Annotated in this window: 16 protein-coding genes and 2 tRNA genes; 8 read left to right on the top strand and 10 right to left on the bottom strand. The window is 66.7% G+C overall.

Annotation, left to right across the window (positions count from 1 at the left end):
- Positions 1 to 9 precede the first annotated feature (9 nt).
- Both CXG43_RS07185 and CXG43_RS07180 read left to right on the top strand, forming a co-directional pair.
- Positions 10 to 288 (top strand): CD225/dispanin family protein, encoded by a 279-nt coding sequence (locus tag CXG43_RS07185; RefSeq protein ID WP_101099327.1) that lies wholly within the window; start codon positions 10 to 12, stop codon positions 286 to 288.
- Positions 289 to 334: 46 nt separating this feature from the next.
- On the top strand, positions 335 to 760 hold the full coding sequence (locus CXG43_RS07180) for a DUF2752 domain-containing protein (protein WP_101099326.1): 426 nt from the start codon (positions 335 to 337) through the stop codon (positions 758 to 760).
- Between the two features lie 85 nt (positions 761 to 845).
- Here CXG43_RS07180 and ampE read toward each other — a convergent pair whose 3' ends face one another.
- From ampE to CXG43_RS07155, 5 genes are all read right to left on the bottom strand, one after another.
- Entirely contained in the window at positions 846 to 1733 is an 888-nt protein-coding gene (ampE, locus tag CXG43_RS07175; RefSeq protein ID WP_101099325.1) for a regulatory signaling modulator protein AmpE, read from the bottom strand.
- Entirely contained in the window at positions 1733 to 2644 is a 912-nt protein-coding gene (gene nudC, locus CXG43_RS07170; protein ID WP_101099324.1) for an NAD(+) diphosphatase, read from the bottom strand. Before nudC ends, ampE begins: the two co-directional genes overlap by 1 nt.
- 70 nt (positions 2645 to 2714) lie before the next feature.
- A complete protein-coding gene (gene erpA / locus CXG43_RS07165) occupies positions 2715 to 3104 on the bottom strand; it encodes an iron-sulfur cluster insertion protein ErpA (protein WP_042614293.1) in 390 nt (129 codons plus the stop codon).
- 31 nt (positions 3105 to 3135) lie between these two features.
- Positions 3136 to 3606 carry a polymer-forming cytoskeletal protein gene (locus tag CXG43_RS07160; RefSeq protein WP_101099323.1) on the bottom strand — a complete coding sequence of 157 codons (471 nt, stop codon included), beginning with the start codon at positions 3604 to 3606 and terminating at the stop codon, positions 3136 to 3138.
- A gap of 4 nt (positions 3607 to 3610) precedes the next feature.
- Positions 3611 to 4354 carry a DUF6776 family protein gene (locus tag CXG43_RS07155; protein WP_101099322.1) on the bottom strand — a complete coding sequence of 248 codons (744 nt, stop codon included), beginning with the start codon at positions 4352 to 4354 and terminating at the stop codon, positions 3611 to 3613.
- A gap of 220 nt (positions 4355 to 4574) precedes the next feature.
- Between CXG43_RS07155 and CXG43_RS07150 the strand changes: the two genes are divergently transcribed.
- The 3 genes from CXG43_RS07150 to CXG43_RS07140 all read left to right on the top strand — a co-directional run bounded on the left by CXG43_RS07150 (position 4575) and on the right by CXG43_RS07140 (position 9338).
- On the top strand, positions 4575 to 5189 hold the full coding sequence (locus CXG43_RS07150; protein ID WP_101099358.1) for a DUF4126 domain-containing protein: 615 nt from the start codon (positions 4575 to 4577) through the stop codon (positions 5187 to 5189).
- Positions 5190 to 5224: 35 nt separating this feature from the next.
- Positions 5225 to 7090 carry an EAL domain-containing response regulator gene (locus CXG43_RS07145; RefSeq protein ID WP_101099321.1) on the top strand — a complete coding sequence of 622 codons (1866 nt, stop codon included), beginning with the start codon at positions 5225 to 5227 and terminating at the stop codon, positions 7088 to 7090.
- Positions 7091 to 7172: 82 nt separating this feature from the next.
- Complete coding sequence (locus tag CXG43_RS07140) at positions 7173 to 9338, top strand: ATP-binding protein (protein ID WP_232767662.1); 2166 nt, start codon at positions 7173 to 7175, stop codon at positions 9336 to 9338.
- A 43-nt stretch (positions 9339 to 9381) separates the two neighbouring features.
- Here the strand turns inward: CXG43_RS07140 and bfr are convergent, their stop codons facing one another.
- From bfr to CXG43_RS07125, 3 genes are all read right to left on the bottom strand, one after another.
- On the bottom strand, positions 9382 to 9852 hold the full coding sequence (gene bfr / locus CXG43_RS07135) for a bacterioferritin (RefSeq protein WP_042614289.1): 471 nt from the start codon (positions 9850 to 9852) through the stop codon (positions 9382 to 9384).
- A gap of 107 nt (positions 9853 to 9959) precedes the next feature.
- Positions 9960 to 10169, bottom strand: coding sequence for a (2Fe-2S)-binding protein (locus CXG43_RS07130; RefSeq protein WP_101099356.1), 210 nt, complete (start codon positions 10167 to 10169; stop codon positions 9960 to 9962).
- A 116-nt stretch (positions 10170 to 10285) separates the two neighbouring features.
- Positions 10286 to 10900 carry an RNA pyrophosphohydrolase gene (locus CXG43_RS07125; protein ID WP_101099320.1) on the bottom strand — a complete coding sequence of 205 codons (615 nt, stop codon included), beginning with the start codon at positions 10898 to 10900 and terminating at the stop codon, positions 10286 to 10288.
- Positions 10901 to 11020: 120 nt separating this feature from the next.
- Here CXG43_RS07125 and CXG43_RS07120 point away from each other — a divergent pair.
- Positions 11021 to 11097: transfer RNA gene (locus CXG43_RS07120), tRNA-Met, on the top strand.
- Positions 11098 to 11148: 51 nt separating this feature from the next.
- Positions 11149 to 11223 (top strand) — tRNA-Gln (locus CXG43_RS07115).
- 261 nt (positions 11224 to 11484) lie between these two features.
- On the opposite strand, the gene rpsI is transcribed toward CXG43_RS07115, so the two are convergent.
- Both rpsI and rplM read right to left on the bottom strand, forming a co-directional pair.
- The gene (gene rpsI, locus CXG43_RS07110) at positions 11485 to 11877 is read right to left on the bottom strand and encodes a 30S ribosomal protein S9 (protein WP_042614287.1); all 393 of its coding nucleotides are present in this window, start codon (positions 11875 to 11877) and stop codon (positions 11485 to 11487) included.
- A gap of 2 nt (positions 11878 to 11879) precedes the next feature.
- A complete protein-coding gene (rplM, locus tag CXG43_RS07105) occupies positions 11880 to 12308 on the bottom strand; it encodes a 50S ribosomal protein L13 (RefSeq protein ID WP_042614286.1) in 429 nt (142 codons plus the stop codon).
- Positions 12309 to 12504: 196 nt separating this feature from the next.
- Between rplM and coq7 the strand changes: the two genes are divergently transcribed.
- Positions 12505 to 13149: a 2-polyprenyl-3-methyl-6-methoxy-1,4-benzoquinone monooxygenase gene (gene coq7 / locus CXG43_RS07100; protein WP_101099319.1), complete on the top strand. Its 645-nt coding sequence runs from the start codon at positions 12505 to 12507 to the stop codon at positions 13147 to 13149.
- Positions 13150 to 13201 lie beyond the last annotated feature (52 nt).

The following is a 13201-nucleotide window of genomic DNA, read 5'->3' as shown; positions in this document are numbered from 1 at the left end:
GCTTATGCAATGAATGCCACCACCCCGCAGATCCCGAACCACCTCGTGTGGGCCATCCTGAGCACGCTGTTCTGCTGCCTGCCGCTGGGCATCGTGTCGATCGTGTTCGCCGCGCAGGTCAACGGCAAGGTCGCTGCCGGCGATATCGCCGGTGCCCGCGAGGCCTCGGACAAAGCCAAGAAGTTCGCCATGTGGGCGGCAATCGCCGGCGTCGTGGTCATGGTGCTGTACGCGATCTTCGTCGTTGCCCTTGGTGGCATGGGCGCGCTGAGCAACAGCGGCTACTGAGTTGCCTGACGGGATCCGGCATAGCGCCGGGTCCCGTTTTTCCGCCATGTCCGTGCCTGCCCTCCCGCCTTCGCTGCAACGCTGGTTGCCCCTGGCAACCGTGGCCACCCTCGCGGTGGGCGCCACGCTGGTCCTGCACAACGTCGATCCCTACGCCGCGGGCAATCCGCTGCCGTCGTGCCCGTTGTATGCGCTGACCGGGCTCTACTGCCCCGGCTGCGGCAGCACCCGCTGCCTTTATTCCCTCGTGCATTTCGACCTGCCCGGCGCGATGGCGATGAACCCGCTGCTGGTGCTCAGCCTTCCGTTGCTGCTGCTGATGCTGCTCAACGGCGCCGGCATCCGCCCGCGTCTGTTCGATCCGCTTATGCGCCTGCTGGCCAAGCCGATGTTCTGGTTGATCGTGCTGGTGGGCTATGCGGTGCTGCGCAACCTGCCGTGGGCACCGTTCACCGGGTTGGCACCGGGCTGATTTCCGCGGTGGGTGACGACCGTTGGTCCTCACGCCTTCGCCCCGGTGGGTGACGACCGTTGGTCGTCACGCCTTTGCTGCGGCGCTAGGTCACCCAGCCGGCGATCACCAGCAGCGCCAGTACCGCCAGCCACAGCAGCAGCATGCGCCAGACCAGGCTCATCGCATCACGCAGTTCGGGCAGGCGCTGCCATACCGGCAGCATGCCGGCTTCGGTGTAGTCGTGTGCTTCTTCGCGCAGTTCGGCATTCACGCTGGCCCGCGCCACCGCACCGAGGAAACCAATATCGTGCCGCCAGCGCTCGCCATGGGCCTGCCGCCACGCTTTCCAGGCGGCATCGAAATTGCCCACCAACGCCATCGACAACGCCATCAACTGGGCCACCGGCCACTCCAGCCAGCCCAGCACGCGCTGCGAAGCGAGCAGCGTTTCCGGGGCCACCAGCGCGCGCATCGGACTGATCGACATCAGGGCCAGCAGGCGGTAACCCAGCGCACCGGCCGGCCCCAGCAGCAGGAACCAGAACAGCACGGCGAACCAGCGCCGCAGCGCGTTGTAGACGGTGGCATCGACCAGCGAGGGCAGGTCATCACGCAGGCTGCCTCCGGCCGCCTGCAGGGTGTGCAGGGCAGCGTGGCGCAGCGCCGGTTCGTCCGCGTCGATGACCGCTTCGACATCGCGGTCCAGGTCACGCGGACCCCAGCACCACGCCAGCACGGCAATGCCCAGCAACAGCGATGGCAGGCCGAACAGCGTGCCGCGCAGCAACCACGCCAGCAGCCCGAGCAGCAGCACCGGCGGCAGCACCGCCAGTACGACGCCGAGTGGCCCCCGGGCGGACGGACCGGCGTGCAGGTCCAGCCATCCCAGCCAGCGTCGGAAGCCATCGAACCGGCGCAGCGTTGCGGCAGCCGCTGGCGCAACATGGCCAAGGGCCAGGGCAACCAGCACGGCGACCAGCGTGGTGAACATCAGGCGCTCCCAGGCTGCTGCCGGTACCAGTGTTCGATCAGGCTGCGGGAGATGGAGATCGGCGGCGACAGGCGGATGCCTTCACCGTCGTCGTGCACGTCGCGCGCGATCGCCGCGCCCACTTCTTCGGCGGTGAACCAGCGCGCGTCTTCCAGCTCACCGTCCACTTCCGGTTCGCCATCGTCGGCCTGGGCGCTGAAACCCACCATCAGGGCACCGGGGAACGGCCACGGCTGGGTGCCGAGGTACTGGCAGGCACGGACGCGTATCTTGCTCTCCTCGAACACTTCGCGCACCACGGTCTGCTCGAGCATTTCACCGGGTTCGACAAAGCCGGCCAGCACCGAATAACGCCGCGGTGCCCAGCTGGCCTGGCGGCCCAGCAGCAGGCGCCCGCGGTTTTCCACCGCCACGATCACCGCCGGATCCACGCGCGGGTAATGTTCCACCGCGCACTGCTGGCAGCGGCCGACGAAACCGCCGCGTTCGAAGCGCACATCGCCGCCGCACACCCCGCAGAAACGGTTGCGCGAATGCCAATACGACATTCCACGTGCATAGCTGAAGGCGCTGGCATCGGCCACCGACCAGGACAGCGCCGCCTGGCGCAGGTCCATGCGTCCGGGTGCGGCCACATCAACCACGGAGGCTTCGACGGAGAACCACGCCTGGTCGCCGCGCAGGCCGAGGAACACCGCGGTGCCGGGGCCTCCACCGATATCGGCGCCGGTCAACGCAAATGGCTGGTCATCGGCGCCGGTGAACGCGGTGCCATCGCGGTCCAGCACCAGCAGGCGGGCATCCGGCCACAGACGCGCAAGGGCATCGGCGTCGGCACGCAGGGCGTCGGCGCGCTCGAGCGGCTCACCAACGAAGGAAAAACCGGACAGCGGCGAAAGAGGGGTAGACATGCGGCAAGCCTGCCCGGATGGACGGTTGCTGGCAAGCCTCGGCAGCACGCGAAGTGCTGCCGCAAGCCGTTTACATGCTGAAACTGCTGCCGCAGCCGCAGGTCGTCTTGGCGTTCGGATTGCGGATCACGAACTGCGCACCGGTCAGGCTCTCGGTGTAATCCACCTCAGCGCCCATCAGGTACTGCAGGCTCAGCGGATCCACCAGCAGGGTGACCCCGCTGGTCTGCACGGCCAGATCGTCCTCGGCGCGGTTCTCGTCGAATTCGAAGCCGTACTGGAAGCCCGAACAGCCACCGCCCTCGATGTAGACGCGCAGCGCCAGTTCGGCATTGCCTTCATCCTGGATCAGCTCGCGCACCTTCGCCGCAGCGGACTCGGTGAAGTTCAACGGGCGGTCAAGGGACTGGTAGCCCGGCGCCGCTTCGGCGGTACCGGGTAGTGAAATCAGCGTGCTCATGCGGTCAGCATGGGGCCGCCCGCGCCGGCTTTCAAGCCATGGCCTCGGCCAGCTTGCGGCGCGCGGCGGTATCGCCCTTGCCGGTGCCCGTCTCTTCGGCAGCGCCTTCGGGCGGCGGAAGCGCGGCCATCGGCACGCTGGCGTGGATCAGCCGGCCATTCAGCTGCGCCCCGGCGGCCATCTCCACCACCTGGTAATGGACATTGCCGTTCACCCGCGCGCTCGGGGTCAGTTCAACCCGCTCGCTGGCGTGCACATCGCCGTCCATGCGGCCGCTGATGACCACCACCTGGGCGCGGATCTCGCCTTCCACCACGCCATTGTCGGCCAGGGTGATGTTGGCGTTGCTTGCACCCTCCAGGGCAATGACCTTGCCGTGGATGCGGCCTTCGACGTACAGCCCACCACTGAATTCGACGTCGCCGCGGATCACCACCTGGCTGCCGATCAACGCATCGACCACCAGCTGTCCGTCACGGCTGGACTTGCTGCTTCCAAACATCTGCCTACTCCCCGTTCGCGGCCGGTGCCCCGGCCTGTTTCCAGTCAAATACCTGCGTGGAACCCCCCGTTCCACTTCCCAGTGTCACCTTAACCCGTTGCGGGGTGAAGTCCGCCGGCAGGATCACGCTGCCGCCCAGCTGCTGGAAGTACCGGAAAGAATACTCCTGCCCCGGAACGTTGCTGCGCTGGTGCAGCTCATCCCAGCTGACCGTGGCCAGCCGGCCGTTCTTCACCCCTTCCACGGTGAAGCGCATCTGCCCTTGGCTGATGGCGCCGCGGTTGAGGTTCTGGGTCAGCACCACGCTGTACTGCCAGGTCCCCGCCGTTTCAGGGCGGAACTCAATGGAATGGGTATTGAGGCCCTTGCGCTGGCTGGTGGCACCGACCAGCCGTTCATAGAACGCGACATCGGCACGCAGGCCGGCGATTTCCTCATCACGTTCGGCCAGCGAGGCCTGCACCTCATTGTTGGCTGCACGGCTGATGCGGTCGGAGGCTTCCAGCGTGGCCTGCTTCTGGCGCAGTTCGACCAGCTGCTGCTGCAGGCTTTCGGCACGCTGCTGCGCGCCTTCCAGGGTATCGCCCAGTTCACCGCCCGGACGGCCCAGCCAGTAGCCGAGCAGGCCGGCCAGCAGGAGGGCGATGAGGGCGCCGGCAGCCAGCGCCCAGAGACGACGACGGTCATGCGGCCCGGCAGCCTGGCCGGGCATGCGGATCTGGACGCGCGAAGGCGGACGGTTGTTCATGGCAGGTCTCCGGAGCATCGGTCAGTGCGATGCAGGCTCGGCCTCGGCGGATCAGTCGGGCCATTGTAGTTCACGACGCAGGTGACACCGGCGGCCGTCCATGACCGCAGCTGTGGCGTTCAGCCTCTCCATCGCCGATAGTGCAGGCTTCGAACGTGCCGTTCGTGCTGGCCGGCTACCCGCGGCATGCACGTCCACGTCGCTGACCGGAGCCTTCGCCATGACCGACGCCCACCTGTTCGTGATCGGCATCCTGCTGGCCTGGCTGGCCGGCATCCGCGTCTACCTCACCGTGTTCGGCGTGGGTCTGGCCGGGCTGCTGGGCTGGGTCGACCTGCCACCGGCCCTGCAGGCCACCGAATCGTGGTGGGTGCTGGGCACCTCGGCGGTGCTGGCCGTCGCTGAATTCTTCGCCGACAAGATCCCCGGCGTGGATTCGGCATGGGACCTGCTGCAGACCCTGGCCCGCGTGCCGGCCGGCGCCTTCCTCGCCGCCGCGACATTGTCGCCCGATGGGGACCTCGGCACCGGCACGCTGCTGGCCGGTGCGGGCGTCGCGCTGGCCAGCCATGGGTTGAAATCAGGCACTCGCGCACTGCTCAATACCTCGCCCGAACCGGCCAGCAACTGGGTCGCCTCGGCGGCAGAAGATACCGTGGTGGTCGGCGGCCTTGCGCTGGCGCTGGCCCATCCGTGGCTTGCGCTGGGCGTGGTGCTGGCCTGCAGCCTGGCCGGCGCGTTGACGGTCTGGCTGGTCTGGCGCGCACTCTGGAAAGGCGTGCGCTGGCTGGCCGGTGGCGATCGCGACGCGCCCCGCACCGGGCCTGCCGCATAATCCCCTCACTCCCCAACTCCCCTGCCGGCGACTCCGTGAACGATACCCACCCGCCACGCAACGCGCGTGCAGAAACTCCGCCCGCCGATCATTGGCAGCGTTGGGCCAGCGCGCCCTCGCAGACGCCGTCCAGCGCTGCGACGACGGCTGCGGCAGACGACAATGTCATCGCGCTGCCCGGTGCGACACCGCCCCCGCTGCACACCGCCGCTGATGTACAGGACGATCTACCGACCGGTTTCATCCCCAGCGACGCGCCCTATCGCATCCTGGTGGTGGAAGACGACCGGGCGCAGGCCCTGTTCGCGCAGAGCGTGCTGCACGGTGCGGGCATGGAGGCGATCGTGGTGGGCGATGCGGAGAGCGTGCAGCCGGCCCTCAAGGAGCATGCGCCGGACCTGATCCTCATGGACCTGCATCTGCCGGGACTGGATGGCATGCGGCTCACTGCGATGATCCGCCAGTTGCCCGGCCTGCAGATGTTGCCGATCGTGTTCCTCAGCGGTGATCCCGATCCGGAACGCCAGTTCGAGGTCCTCGACAGCGGCGCCGATGATTACCTGAGCAAGCCGATCCGCCCGCGCCACCTGATCGCGGCGGTCTCCAACCGCATCCGTCGCGCACGTGCGCAGGCGGCGGCGCAGAGCGGTGACCGTGGCGGTCCGCTGCTCAACAATCCGGAAACCGGGCTGCCAACCCGCCACCACCTGCTGCAGCAGCTGTCTGCCGCGCTCGGCCACCGCGACTGCGGCGGTCTGTTCTTCATCGAAATCGCCAGCGCGCTGGGCCTGCGCGAGCGCTATGGCTATGCCGCCTTCGAGCGCCTGATGGTGCAGGCTGGACAACGGCTGGCCGAAGCCGCACAGCCGCACCTGCTGGCACGCCTGAATGACAACAGTTTCCTGGCCCTGGCACGCGGCGTCGACGAAGAGCAGCTGGACGCCACCGCGCAGTCGCTGCGCGAACAGTTGTCCAGCCGTGCCTTCGTGATCCGCGACGATGAATCGGTGCACCTGCGCGGGGTGATCGGTTTCGCGGCGCTGTCGCCGGGCTTCCCGGACGTCGGCAGCGCGCTGGAGGCGATCGAGCGCACCACGCTGCAGGCACGCCTGCTGACCGCCGGTGTAGCCGGGTTCGTGCCGCACGAAGAAACCAGCAGCGATGAACACCTGGCGATGCTGGACGGCCAGCTGGAACTGGCTTACCAGCCGATCGTCGCCGTGGCCGGCGGCGGCAACGCGCAGTACCAGGTGCTGCTGCGGCTGCGCCAGGCCGATGGCAGCGTGCTGACCGCCGGCCAGGTCATACCTGCGGCCGAGGCGGCTGGCCGCATCGCCGACCTCGACCAGCAGGTGATAGACCATGCGCTGGGCCTGCTCGACCATTACCGCCATGCCACTCCGCCGCTGCACCTGTTCGTATCGCAGTCCCTGCGCACGCTGGCACGCGATGCGTTCGCCGACTGGTTGATCGAATCGCTGCAGCAGCGGCAACTGGACGGCAGTGCACTGGTGGTCGACGTGCGCCTGCCTGACGCGCTGATCCACACCGTCACCCTGCAGCAGTTCTGCACGCGGGTCAGTGCCTTGGGCGTGCGCTTCTGCCTGAGCCAGTTCGAACCCGGGCCGGAGGCCAATGCCCTGCTGACCCAGCTGCCGCTGTCGTTCGTGCGCATGGCAGGACGTTTCTCCAGCAGCCACGCCAACCCGCAGACGCGCGATGAAATGCGCGCTGCGATCGACGTGGCGCACCGCGCCAACCTGCTGATCATCGGCCAGCAGATCGAAGATCCCCAGGCCGCGGCCGCGATGTGGGTGGGCGGCGTGGACTTCATCCAGGGCAACATGGTGCAGTCGGCCGGCAGCGACCTGGATTTCGATTTCCTCAACGCGGTGCTCTGACCCGGTGACCCACGGACGGGGCCGATGGATCTACCGGGCCGGGCTGGCAGCGGCGGCCATCAGCGTGGGCTGCCTGCTGGCCGTGGCACTGCGCTGGAACGGCCCCTGGCCGTGGCTGGGGCTGGTAGCGGCCTGCGTGGCGCTGCTGCTGTGGCCGCTGCGGGCGCAGCAGCACGGCGTGCACGGGGCAGCCCCGGCCGACGAGGCCGAGCAGCGCCTGCGCCAGCTGCAGCAGGAACTGGAGCGCCTGCAACGGCTGCATGAACAGCAGGGACAGCTGGAGCAGCAGCTGCTGCTGGCCAAGCAGGCCGCCGAAGCAGCGGTGCTGGCCAAGGGCGAGTTCCTGGCCACCATGAGCCATGAAATCCGCACGCCGCTCAACGGCATCATCCCGATGCTCGACCTGATCGGGCGCGGCAGCCTGGAACCGGAGCAGCGGCAGATGCTCGGCACCGCGGTCACCAGCTCGCAACAGCTGCTGCGCATCGTCGATGACATCCTCGATCACTCGCGGTTGGAAGCCAATGCACTGGTGCTGGAGACCACCACCTTCAACCTGCGCGAACTGCTGGAAGGGGTGGTGCAGCTGATGCAGCGTGCCGCCGAGGCCAAGGGCCTGCGCATCGTGCTGGAGCTGGACCCTGCCGTGCGCTTGTCGGTTCGCGGCGATCCGGTGCGGCTGCGCCAGGTACTCGGCAACCTGCTGGCCAACGCGATCAAGTTCACCGCCCGCGGCCAGGTCACGCTGAAGGTGCGCCGGCTGGGAGAGACCGCGTTCCGGCACGAGCTGCGTCTGGAGGTCGTCGACACCGGCATCGGCATCGACCAGGAACAGCAGTCGCGCCTGTTCCAGTCCTTCAGCCAGGCCGACGCGTCCACCACGCGCATGTACGGTGGCACCGGCCTGGGGCTGGCGATCTGCCGCCGCATCATCGAGCTGATGCAGGGCCAGATCGGCGTGCATTCCGCGCCCGGGCGAGGCGCCACGTTCTGGTTCGAGATCCCGCTGTTGAAGGCGCTGGGAGACACCCGCAGCGGGCACGGCCCGGAACTGGGCAACCTGCTGCTGCTCAGCTGCGACCCCCTGCTGCAGCAGCGCGTGCAGCGCGTCGGCGCGCAGCATGGCCTTCAGGTGCAGGCTGTGCAGACGCTGGCGCTGGCACTGGAGGCCATCCGCGCGAGGACCCGTGCACTGGCCTGGCTGGTGGTCGATGGACGCCTGCTGCGCAACGGCGATGCGTCCGTGCAGCGGGCGCTCGCCGAACGCGGTACCGAAGCACCCCAGGTGCTGTGGCTGCACCTGGGCAACGCAGCCGCACGCAACGGCCAGCATTGGGTGGACGAACTGCAGGCCGACGCGGCGCTGCACGCGGTGCTGGTGCCGGCTGCAACGCGCTCGGCGCGGCCTGCGGCGCTGCTTGGCGATGCAACGCTGCCTCCCTCCACTGCAGGCACGCCCGACCGCCTGGACCTGCGGGTGCTGCTGGTGGAAGACAACATGGTCAACCTGATGGTGGCCGAGCGCGTGCTGGAAGTGATGGGCTGCACGGTGCGCACCGCGCACGATGGCCAACAGGCGCTGGGCGAACTGCACGCAGGGGGTATCGACGTGGTGCTGATGGACTGCCAGATGCCGGTGCTGGATGGCTACGCCGCCACCCGCCAATGGCGCGCGCAGGAAGCAACATCCACCCGCCCCCGGATGCCGATCATCGCCATGACCGCCAATGCCATGGCCGGTGATCGTGAGCGCTGCCTGCAGGCGGGCATGGATGACTACCTGTCCAAACCGGTTGAACTTTCGGCGCTGCGAAGCATGCTGAAGCGCTGGACCCTGGGCGCGCAGGACATCGGCAGCACCGAAGCGCGACACCAGTGGGTGGCAGCGGACGAGGATGCGGAGTCTTCGCAGGCCGCACTGGACCCGACCGTGCTGGATGAACTGTACGAGGTGATCGGGTCGAGCACGCAGGCGATCATCGACGCGTTCCTGCATGACACACCGATCGCGGTGCAGCAGCTGCAGGCGGCGGCGCAGGAAGACGACCAGGAACAGCTGCGCGCGCTGGCGCACAGCCTGAAGTCATCCAGTGCGAATGTCGGCGCGATGGCCCTGTCTTCTGCTGCGCGGCGCATTGAACTTGAAGCGCGCAACGGCACGCTGCAGATGCCGGTAGTCGCCGCCGCGCGGGTGGTCGCCGAGTTCGCGCGGGCACGCATGGCACTGGCCGGCTGGCAGCGGCGGTAGTGCCCACCGTAGTGCCGACCTTGGTCGGCACCCCTGCCCCCGCTCAGTCTTCCAGCTTGCTGAGCAGGTATTTCGGCTCGCCAAGGCGACCGATCAGTTCCAGCTGGGTTTCCAGCCAGTCGATGTGCTCTTCTTCGGAATCCAGGATCTTCGTGAACAGCTGGCGGCTGACGTAGTCGCCAACCGAATCGGCATGGGCCACCGCTTCGCGCAGCACCTCCACCGCCTCGCTTTCCAGCGCCAGATCGCACTGCAGGATCTCCGACGGATTTTCGCCGATGCGCAGCTTGCCCAGCGCCTGGAAGTTCGGCAGTCCTTCGAGGAACAGGATGCGATCAGACAGCATGTCGGCATGCTTCATCTCTTCGATCGATTCCTTGTACTCGTGCTCGGCGAGTTCCTTGATGCCCCAGTTCTTCAGCATCTTGGCGTGCAGGAAGTACTGGTTGATCGCAGTCAGTTCGTTGTACAGCACCTTGTTGAGGTACTGGATGACTTTGGCGTCGCCTTTCATGGGGGTGCTCCTGCACGCTGAAAACGCAGGCACTGTATCGGCTTTGCGTCGGCGATGAAGGAACGCGAATCGTGCTCAGTTGCGCGTCGCCGCGCAGGCGCGCGCGGTCAGGCGGCCTGCAGGGTGCCGAGAACCGGCAGGGGCAGCCCGTGCGTGTTGCGTGCCTTGGCCAGCAGGTCGCCGGCCATGTCCAGGCAGGACCCGCAGGTAGCACCGCAGCCGGTCCGCATCGTCAGTTCGGCCACCGTCATGCAGCCATCCACCGCAGCTTCGCGGATCTGGTGGTCGGTGACTCCGTTGCAGATGCAGACGTACACGATGGCGGCCGGGGTTGGCAGGCCGATGCTGGCCTGCCGGTATTCCACTTCAAACGCGAATGGTTGTCAATTGACAAGCTGAATCATTCTCGATGGAGTTCAGCCTGGGGCGATCATCAGGTGGGATCGCCCTGCACCTTCTTGGGCCAGTAACCGCGCTTGGTTGGACGCTTGCGCGGCCGATCATGGCCTGCCGCGTGCCCCGGCATCCAGGCTTCCTGCGCCCCCGTCGGCATCTGCGTCACCCCGGCACCGGCCACGCCCCGCGCCATCGGTGCGAGGTGGCGCAACGCACGCGCATACACGCCGCGCTTGAACATCACCACGTGCTCCACCGGGTACCAGAAATCGACCCAGCGCCAATTGTCGAACTCGGGGGTCTCGGTCAGGTCCAGCTGCACATGCGACTCGTCACCGGTCAGGCGCAGCAGGAACCAGACCTGCTTCTGGCCGATGCACACCTGGCGCTCATTGCGGCGGATCGCGCGCGCAGGGAGCTTGTAACGCAGCCAACCGGGGGTAGCACCGAGCACTTCAACGTGTTCGGGCAGCAGGCCGGTCTCTTCCTGCAGTTCACGATACATGGCCTCGACGGGCGTCTCATCGGTGTTCATGCCGCCCTGTGGGAACTGCCAGCCATCCCGGCGCACTCGACGTGCCCAGAACACCTGACCGTCCTGGCGCATCAACACGATGCCGACGTTCGGTCGATAGCCGTCCGGATCGATCACGATGCGGACTCCTAGAAATCTACTGACAGGGACTATCCCATGCCGTCTGTCGGCCCACAAGCAGCACACAAAACTATTGACATGTTTCGTACGCATGCCCAGAATAGCCGGCTCACACAAGGCTATGTAGCTCAGCCGGTTAGAGCACAGCACTCATAATGCTGGGGTCGGTGGTTCGAGTCCACCCATAGCCACCATGCCGAGGTTGGTTTTCGACATGGAAAGTGAGACAATTGCTTCACCTATTTTGCCCCGTCGCCAAGCGGTAAGGCACCTGACTCTGACTCAGGCATTCGGTGGTTCGAATCCATCCGGGGCAGCCAAACAAAAAGAAAAAGGCCTGATCGAAAGATCAGGCCTTTTTCTTTTTGTTTGGTCACGCACTCCACCTTATCCCCGCGCCTGTCGGCGCGCTCCCTTGAACAACAAGGGGGCTCCACTCCGGATGAGGTCCCTGCGTGTCGAGCTTGCTCGACACGCAGGGTCAAAAACCCAAACAACGAGCAAACAAAAACCCGGCCGAAGCCGGGTTTTTGTTTTCCTCCCAGCAGGGCCCCGAAAGGCCCCACGCCAGGCGCGGTAAATCAGCGCTTGGAGAACTGGGTGGCGCGACGTGCCTTGTGCAGGCCGACCTTCTTACGCTCGACTTCACGGGCGTCACGGGTCATGAAGCCAGCCTTGCGCAGCTCGGACTTCAGGGTTTCGTCGTACTCGACCAGCGCGCGGGCGATGCCCAGGCGGATCGCACCGGCCTGGCCGGTGGTGCCACCGCCAGCAGCGGTGACCAGGATGTCGAAGCTTTCGGTGTTCTTGGTCAGCTCGAGCGGCTGGCGCACGATCATGCGCGCAGTCTCACGACCGAAGAACTCGTCCAGCGGACGACCATTGACGGTGATCTTGCCAGAGCCCTTGCGCAGGAACACGCGGGCAGTGGAGGACTTGCGGCGGCCAGTGCCGTAGTTTTGAGTGATAGCCATGATTAGATATCCAGAACCTGCGGCTGCTGTGCGGCGTGCGGATGCTCAGTGCCTGCGTAGACCTTGAGCTTGCGGTACATCTGGCGACCCAGCGGACCCTTCGGCAGCATGCCCTTCACGGCGATCTCGATCACGCGCTCCGGGTGGCGCTCAAGCGCCTGGGCCAGCGATTCGGTCTTCAGGTTGCCGATGTAACCGGTGAAACGGTGATACATCTTGTCCTGCAGCTTCTTGCCGGTGACGACAATCTTTTCTGCATTGATGACGACCAGGTAGTCGCCGGTATCAACGTGCGGGGTGTAGACCGGCTTGTGCTTGCCACGCAGACGGCGGGCCAGCTCGGTGCAGAGACGGCCCAGGGTCTTGCCCTCGGCGTCAACGAGGTACCAGTCGCGCTGGACGGTCTCGTTCTTAGCGGTGAAAGTGCTCATGAAGAACTCTATGTAGGTCGTCGGGCTCATTGCGGCCAGGAGGGCCGGAACTCTGCCACGCGTTGTGAAGGTGAAACGCAAGAGGCGGGATTTTACCCAGCTTCGTCCCGCCGCGCAAGTTCACCCACGCCCATGGGTTGGCAGGGGCGCGCCGGGCGGCGAGAATCAAGGCTCCCCTGACGTCACCGGCCCCACCATGAGCGCGCTCCGCCAGACCACCCCGCTGGACCACCTGCTGACCGAGGCACAGCGTGCGTTGGACACGGTGTTCGGCAATCCGCCGGCAGAACGCCCCTACCCCGCCACCGACGCGGCCGAGCCCGGGATGAGCCCTGGCGAGCGGCGGCATGCGGCCGGCCTGATGCGGATCAACCATGTCGGCGAGGTCTGTGCACAGGGGCTGTACTTCGGCCAGGCGGCGGTCGCCCGGGATCCGGCCACCCGCGCCCATCTGCTGGAAGCGGCGCAGGAAGAAACCGACCACCTGGCCTGGTGTGCGATCCGGCTGGGCGAGCTGGACAGCCGCCCCAGCCGCTTCAATCCGGTCTGGTACGCCGGCAGCTATGCGATCGGCACGCTGGCCGGGCTGCGGGGCGACGGCTGGAACCTCGGCTTCGTGGTGGAGACCGAACGCCAGGTGGAAGCCCACCTGGACGAGCACCTTGAGACGCTGCCGCCAGCCGACCTGCGCAGCCGCGAAGTGATCAAGGTGATGAAGGAAGACGAAGCCCGGCATGCCGAGCACGCCGAGCAGGCCGGTGCGCGCCGCCTGCCGTTCCCGATTCCCGGCGCGATGGCGCTGGCATCGAAGGTGATGAAGACGATCGCCTACCGGTTCTGAGGGACCACAGAGCAGGCCCGGAACCGGGGCCAGAGTCCTTTTCCTGCGGAAA

This window comes from Stenotrophomonas sp. Bg11-02, assembly GCF_002836635.1.
In the GTDB taxonomy this organism is placed as follows: domain Bacteria; phylum Pseudomonadota; class Gammaproteobacteria; order Xanthomonadales; family Xanthomonadaceae; genus Stenotrophomonas; species Stenotrophomonas lacuserhaii.
This window is presented reverse-complemented; position numbering and strand designations above follow the sequence as displayed.

Bases quoted from the DNA above. Each gene is read 5' to 3' on its own strand.
- CXG43_RS07185 (WP_101099327.1), top strand. From the start codon at position 10: ATGAATGCCACCACCCCGCAGATCCCGAACCACCTCGTGTGGGCCATC.
- CXG43_RS07180 (WP_101099326.1), top strand. From the start codon at position 335: ATGTCCGTGCCTGCCCTCCCGCCTTCGCTGCAACGCTGGTTGCCCCTG.
- ampE (WP_101099325.1), bottom strand. From the start codon at position 1,733: ATGTTCACCACGCTGGTCGCCGTGCTGGTTGCCCTGGCCCTTGGCCAT.
- nudC (WP_101099324.1), bottom strand. From the start codon at position 2,644: ATGTCTACCCCTCTTTCGCCGCTGTCCGGTTTTTCCTTCGTTGGTGAG.
- erpA (WP_042614293.1), bottom strand. From the start codon at position 3,104: ATGAGCACGCTGATTTCACTACCCGGTACCGCCGAAGCGGCGCCGGGC.
- CXG43_RS07160 (WP_101099323.1), bottom strand. From the start codon at position 3,606: ATGTTTGGAAGCAGCAAGTCCAGCCGTGACGGACAGCTGGTGGTCGAT.
- CXG43_RS07155 (WP_101099322.1), bottom strand. From the start codon at position 4,354: ATGAACAACCGTCCGCCTTCGCGCGTCCAGATCCGCATGCCCGGCCAG.
- CXG43_RS07150 (WP_101099358.1), top strand. From the start codon at position 4,575: ATGACCGACGCCCACCTGTTCGTGATCGGCATCCTGCTGGCCTGGCTG.
- bfr (WP_042614289.1), bottom strand. From the start codon at position 9,852: ATGAAAGGCGACGCCAAAGTCATCCAGTACCTCAACAAGGTGCTGTAC.
- rpsI (WP_042614287.1), bottom strand. From the start codon at position 11,877: ATGGCTATCACTCAAAACTACGGCACTGGCCGCCGCAAGTCCTCCACT.
- rplM (WP_042614286.1), bottom strand. From the start codon at position 12,308: ATGAGCACTTTCACCGCTAAGAACGAGACCGTCCAGCGCGACTGGTAC.
- coq7 (WP_101099319.1), top strand. From the start codon at position 12,505: ATGAGCGCGCTCCGCCAGACCACCCCGCTGGACCACCTGCTGACCGAG.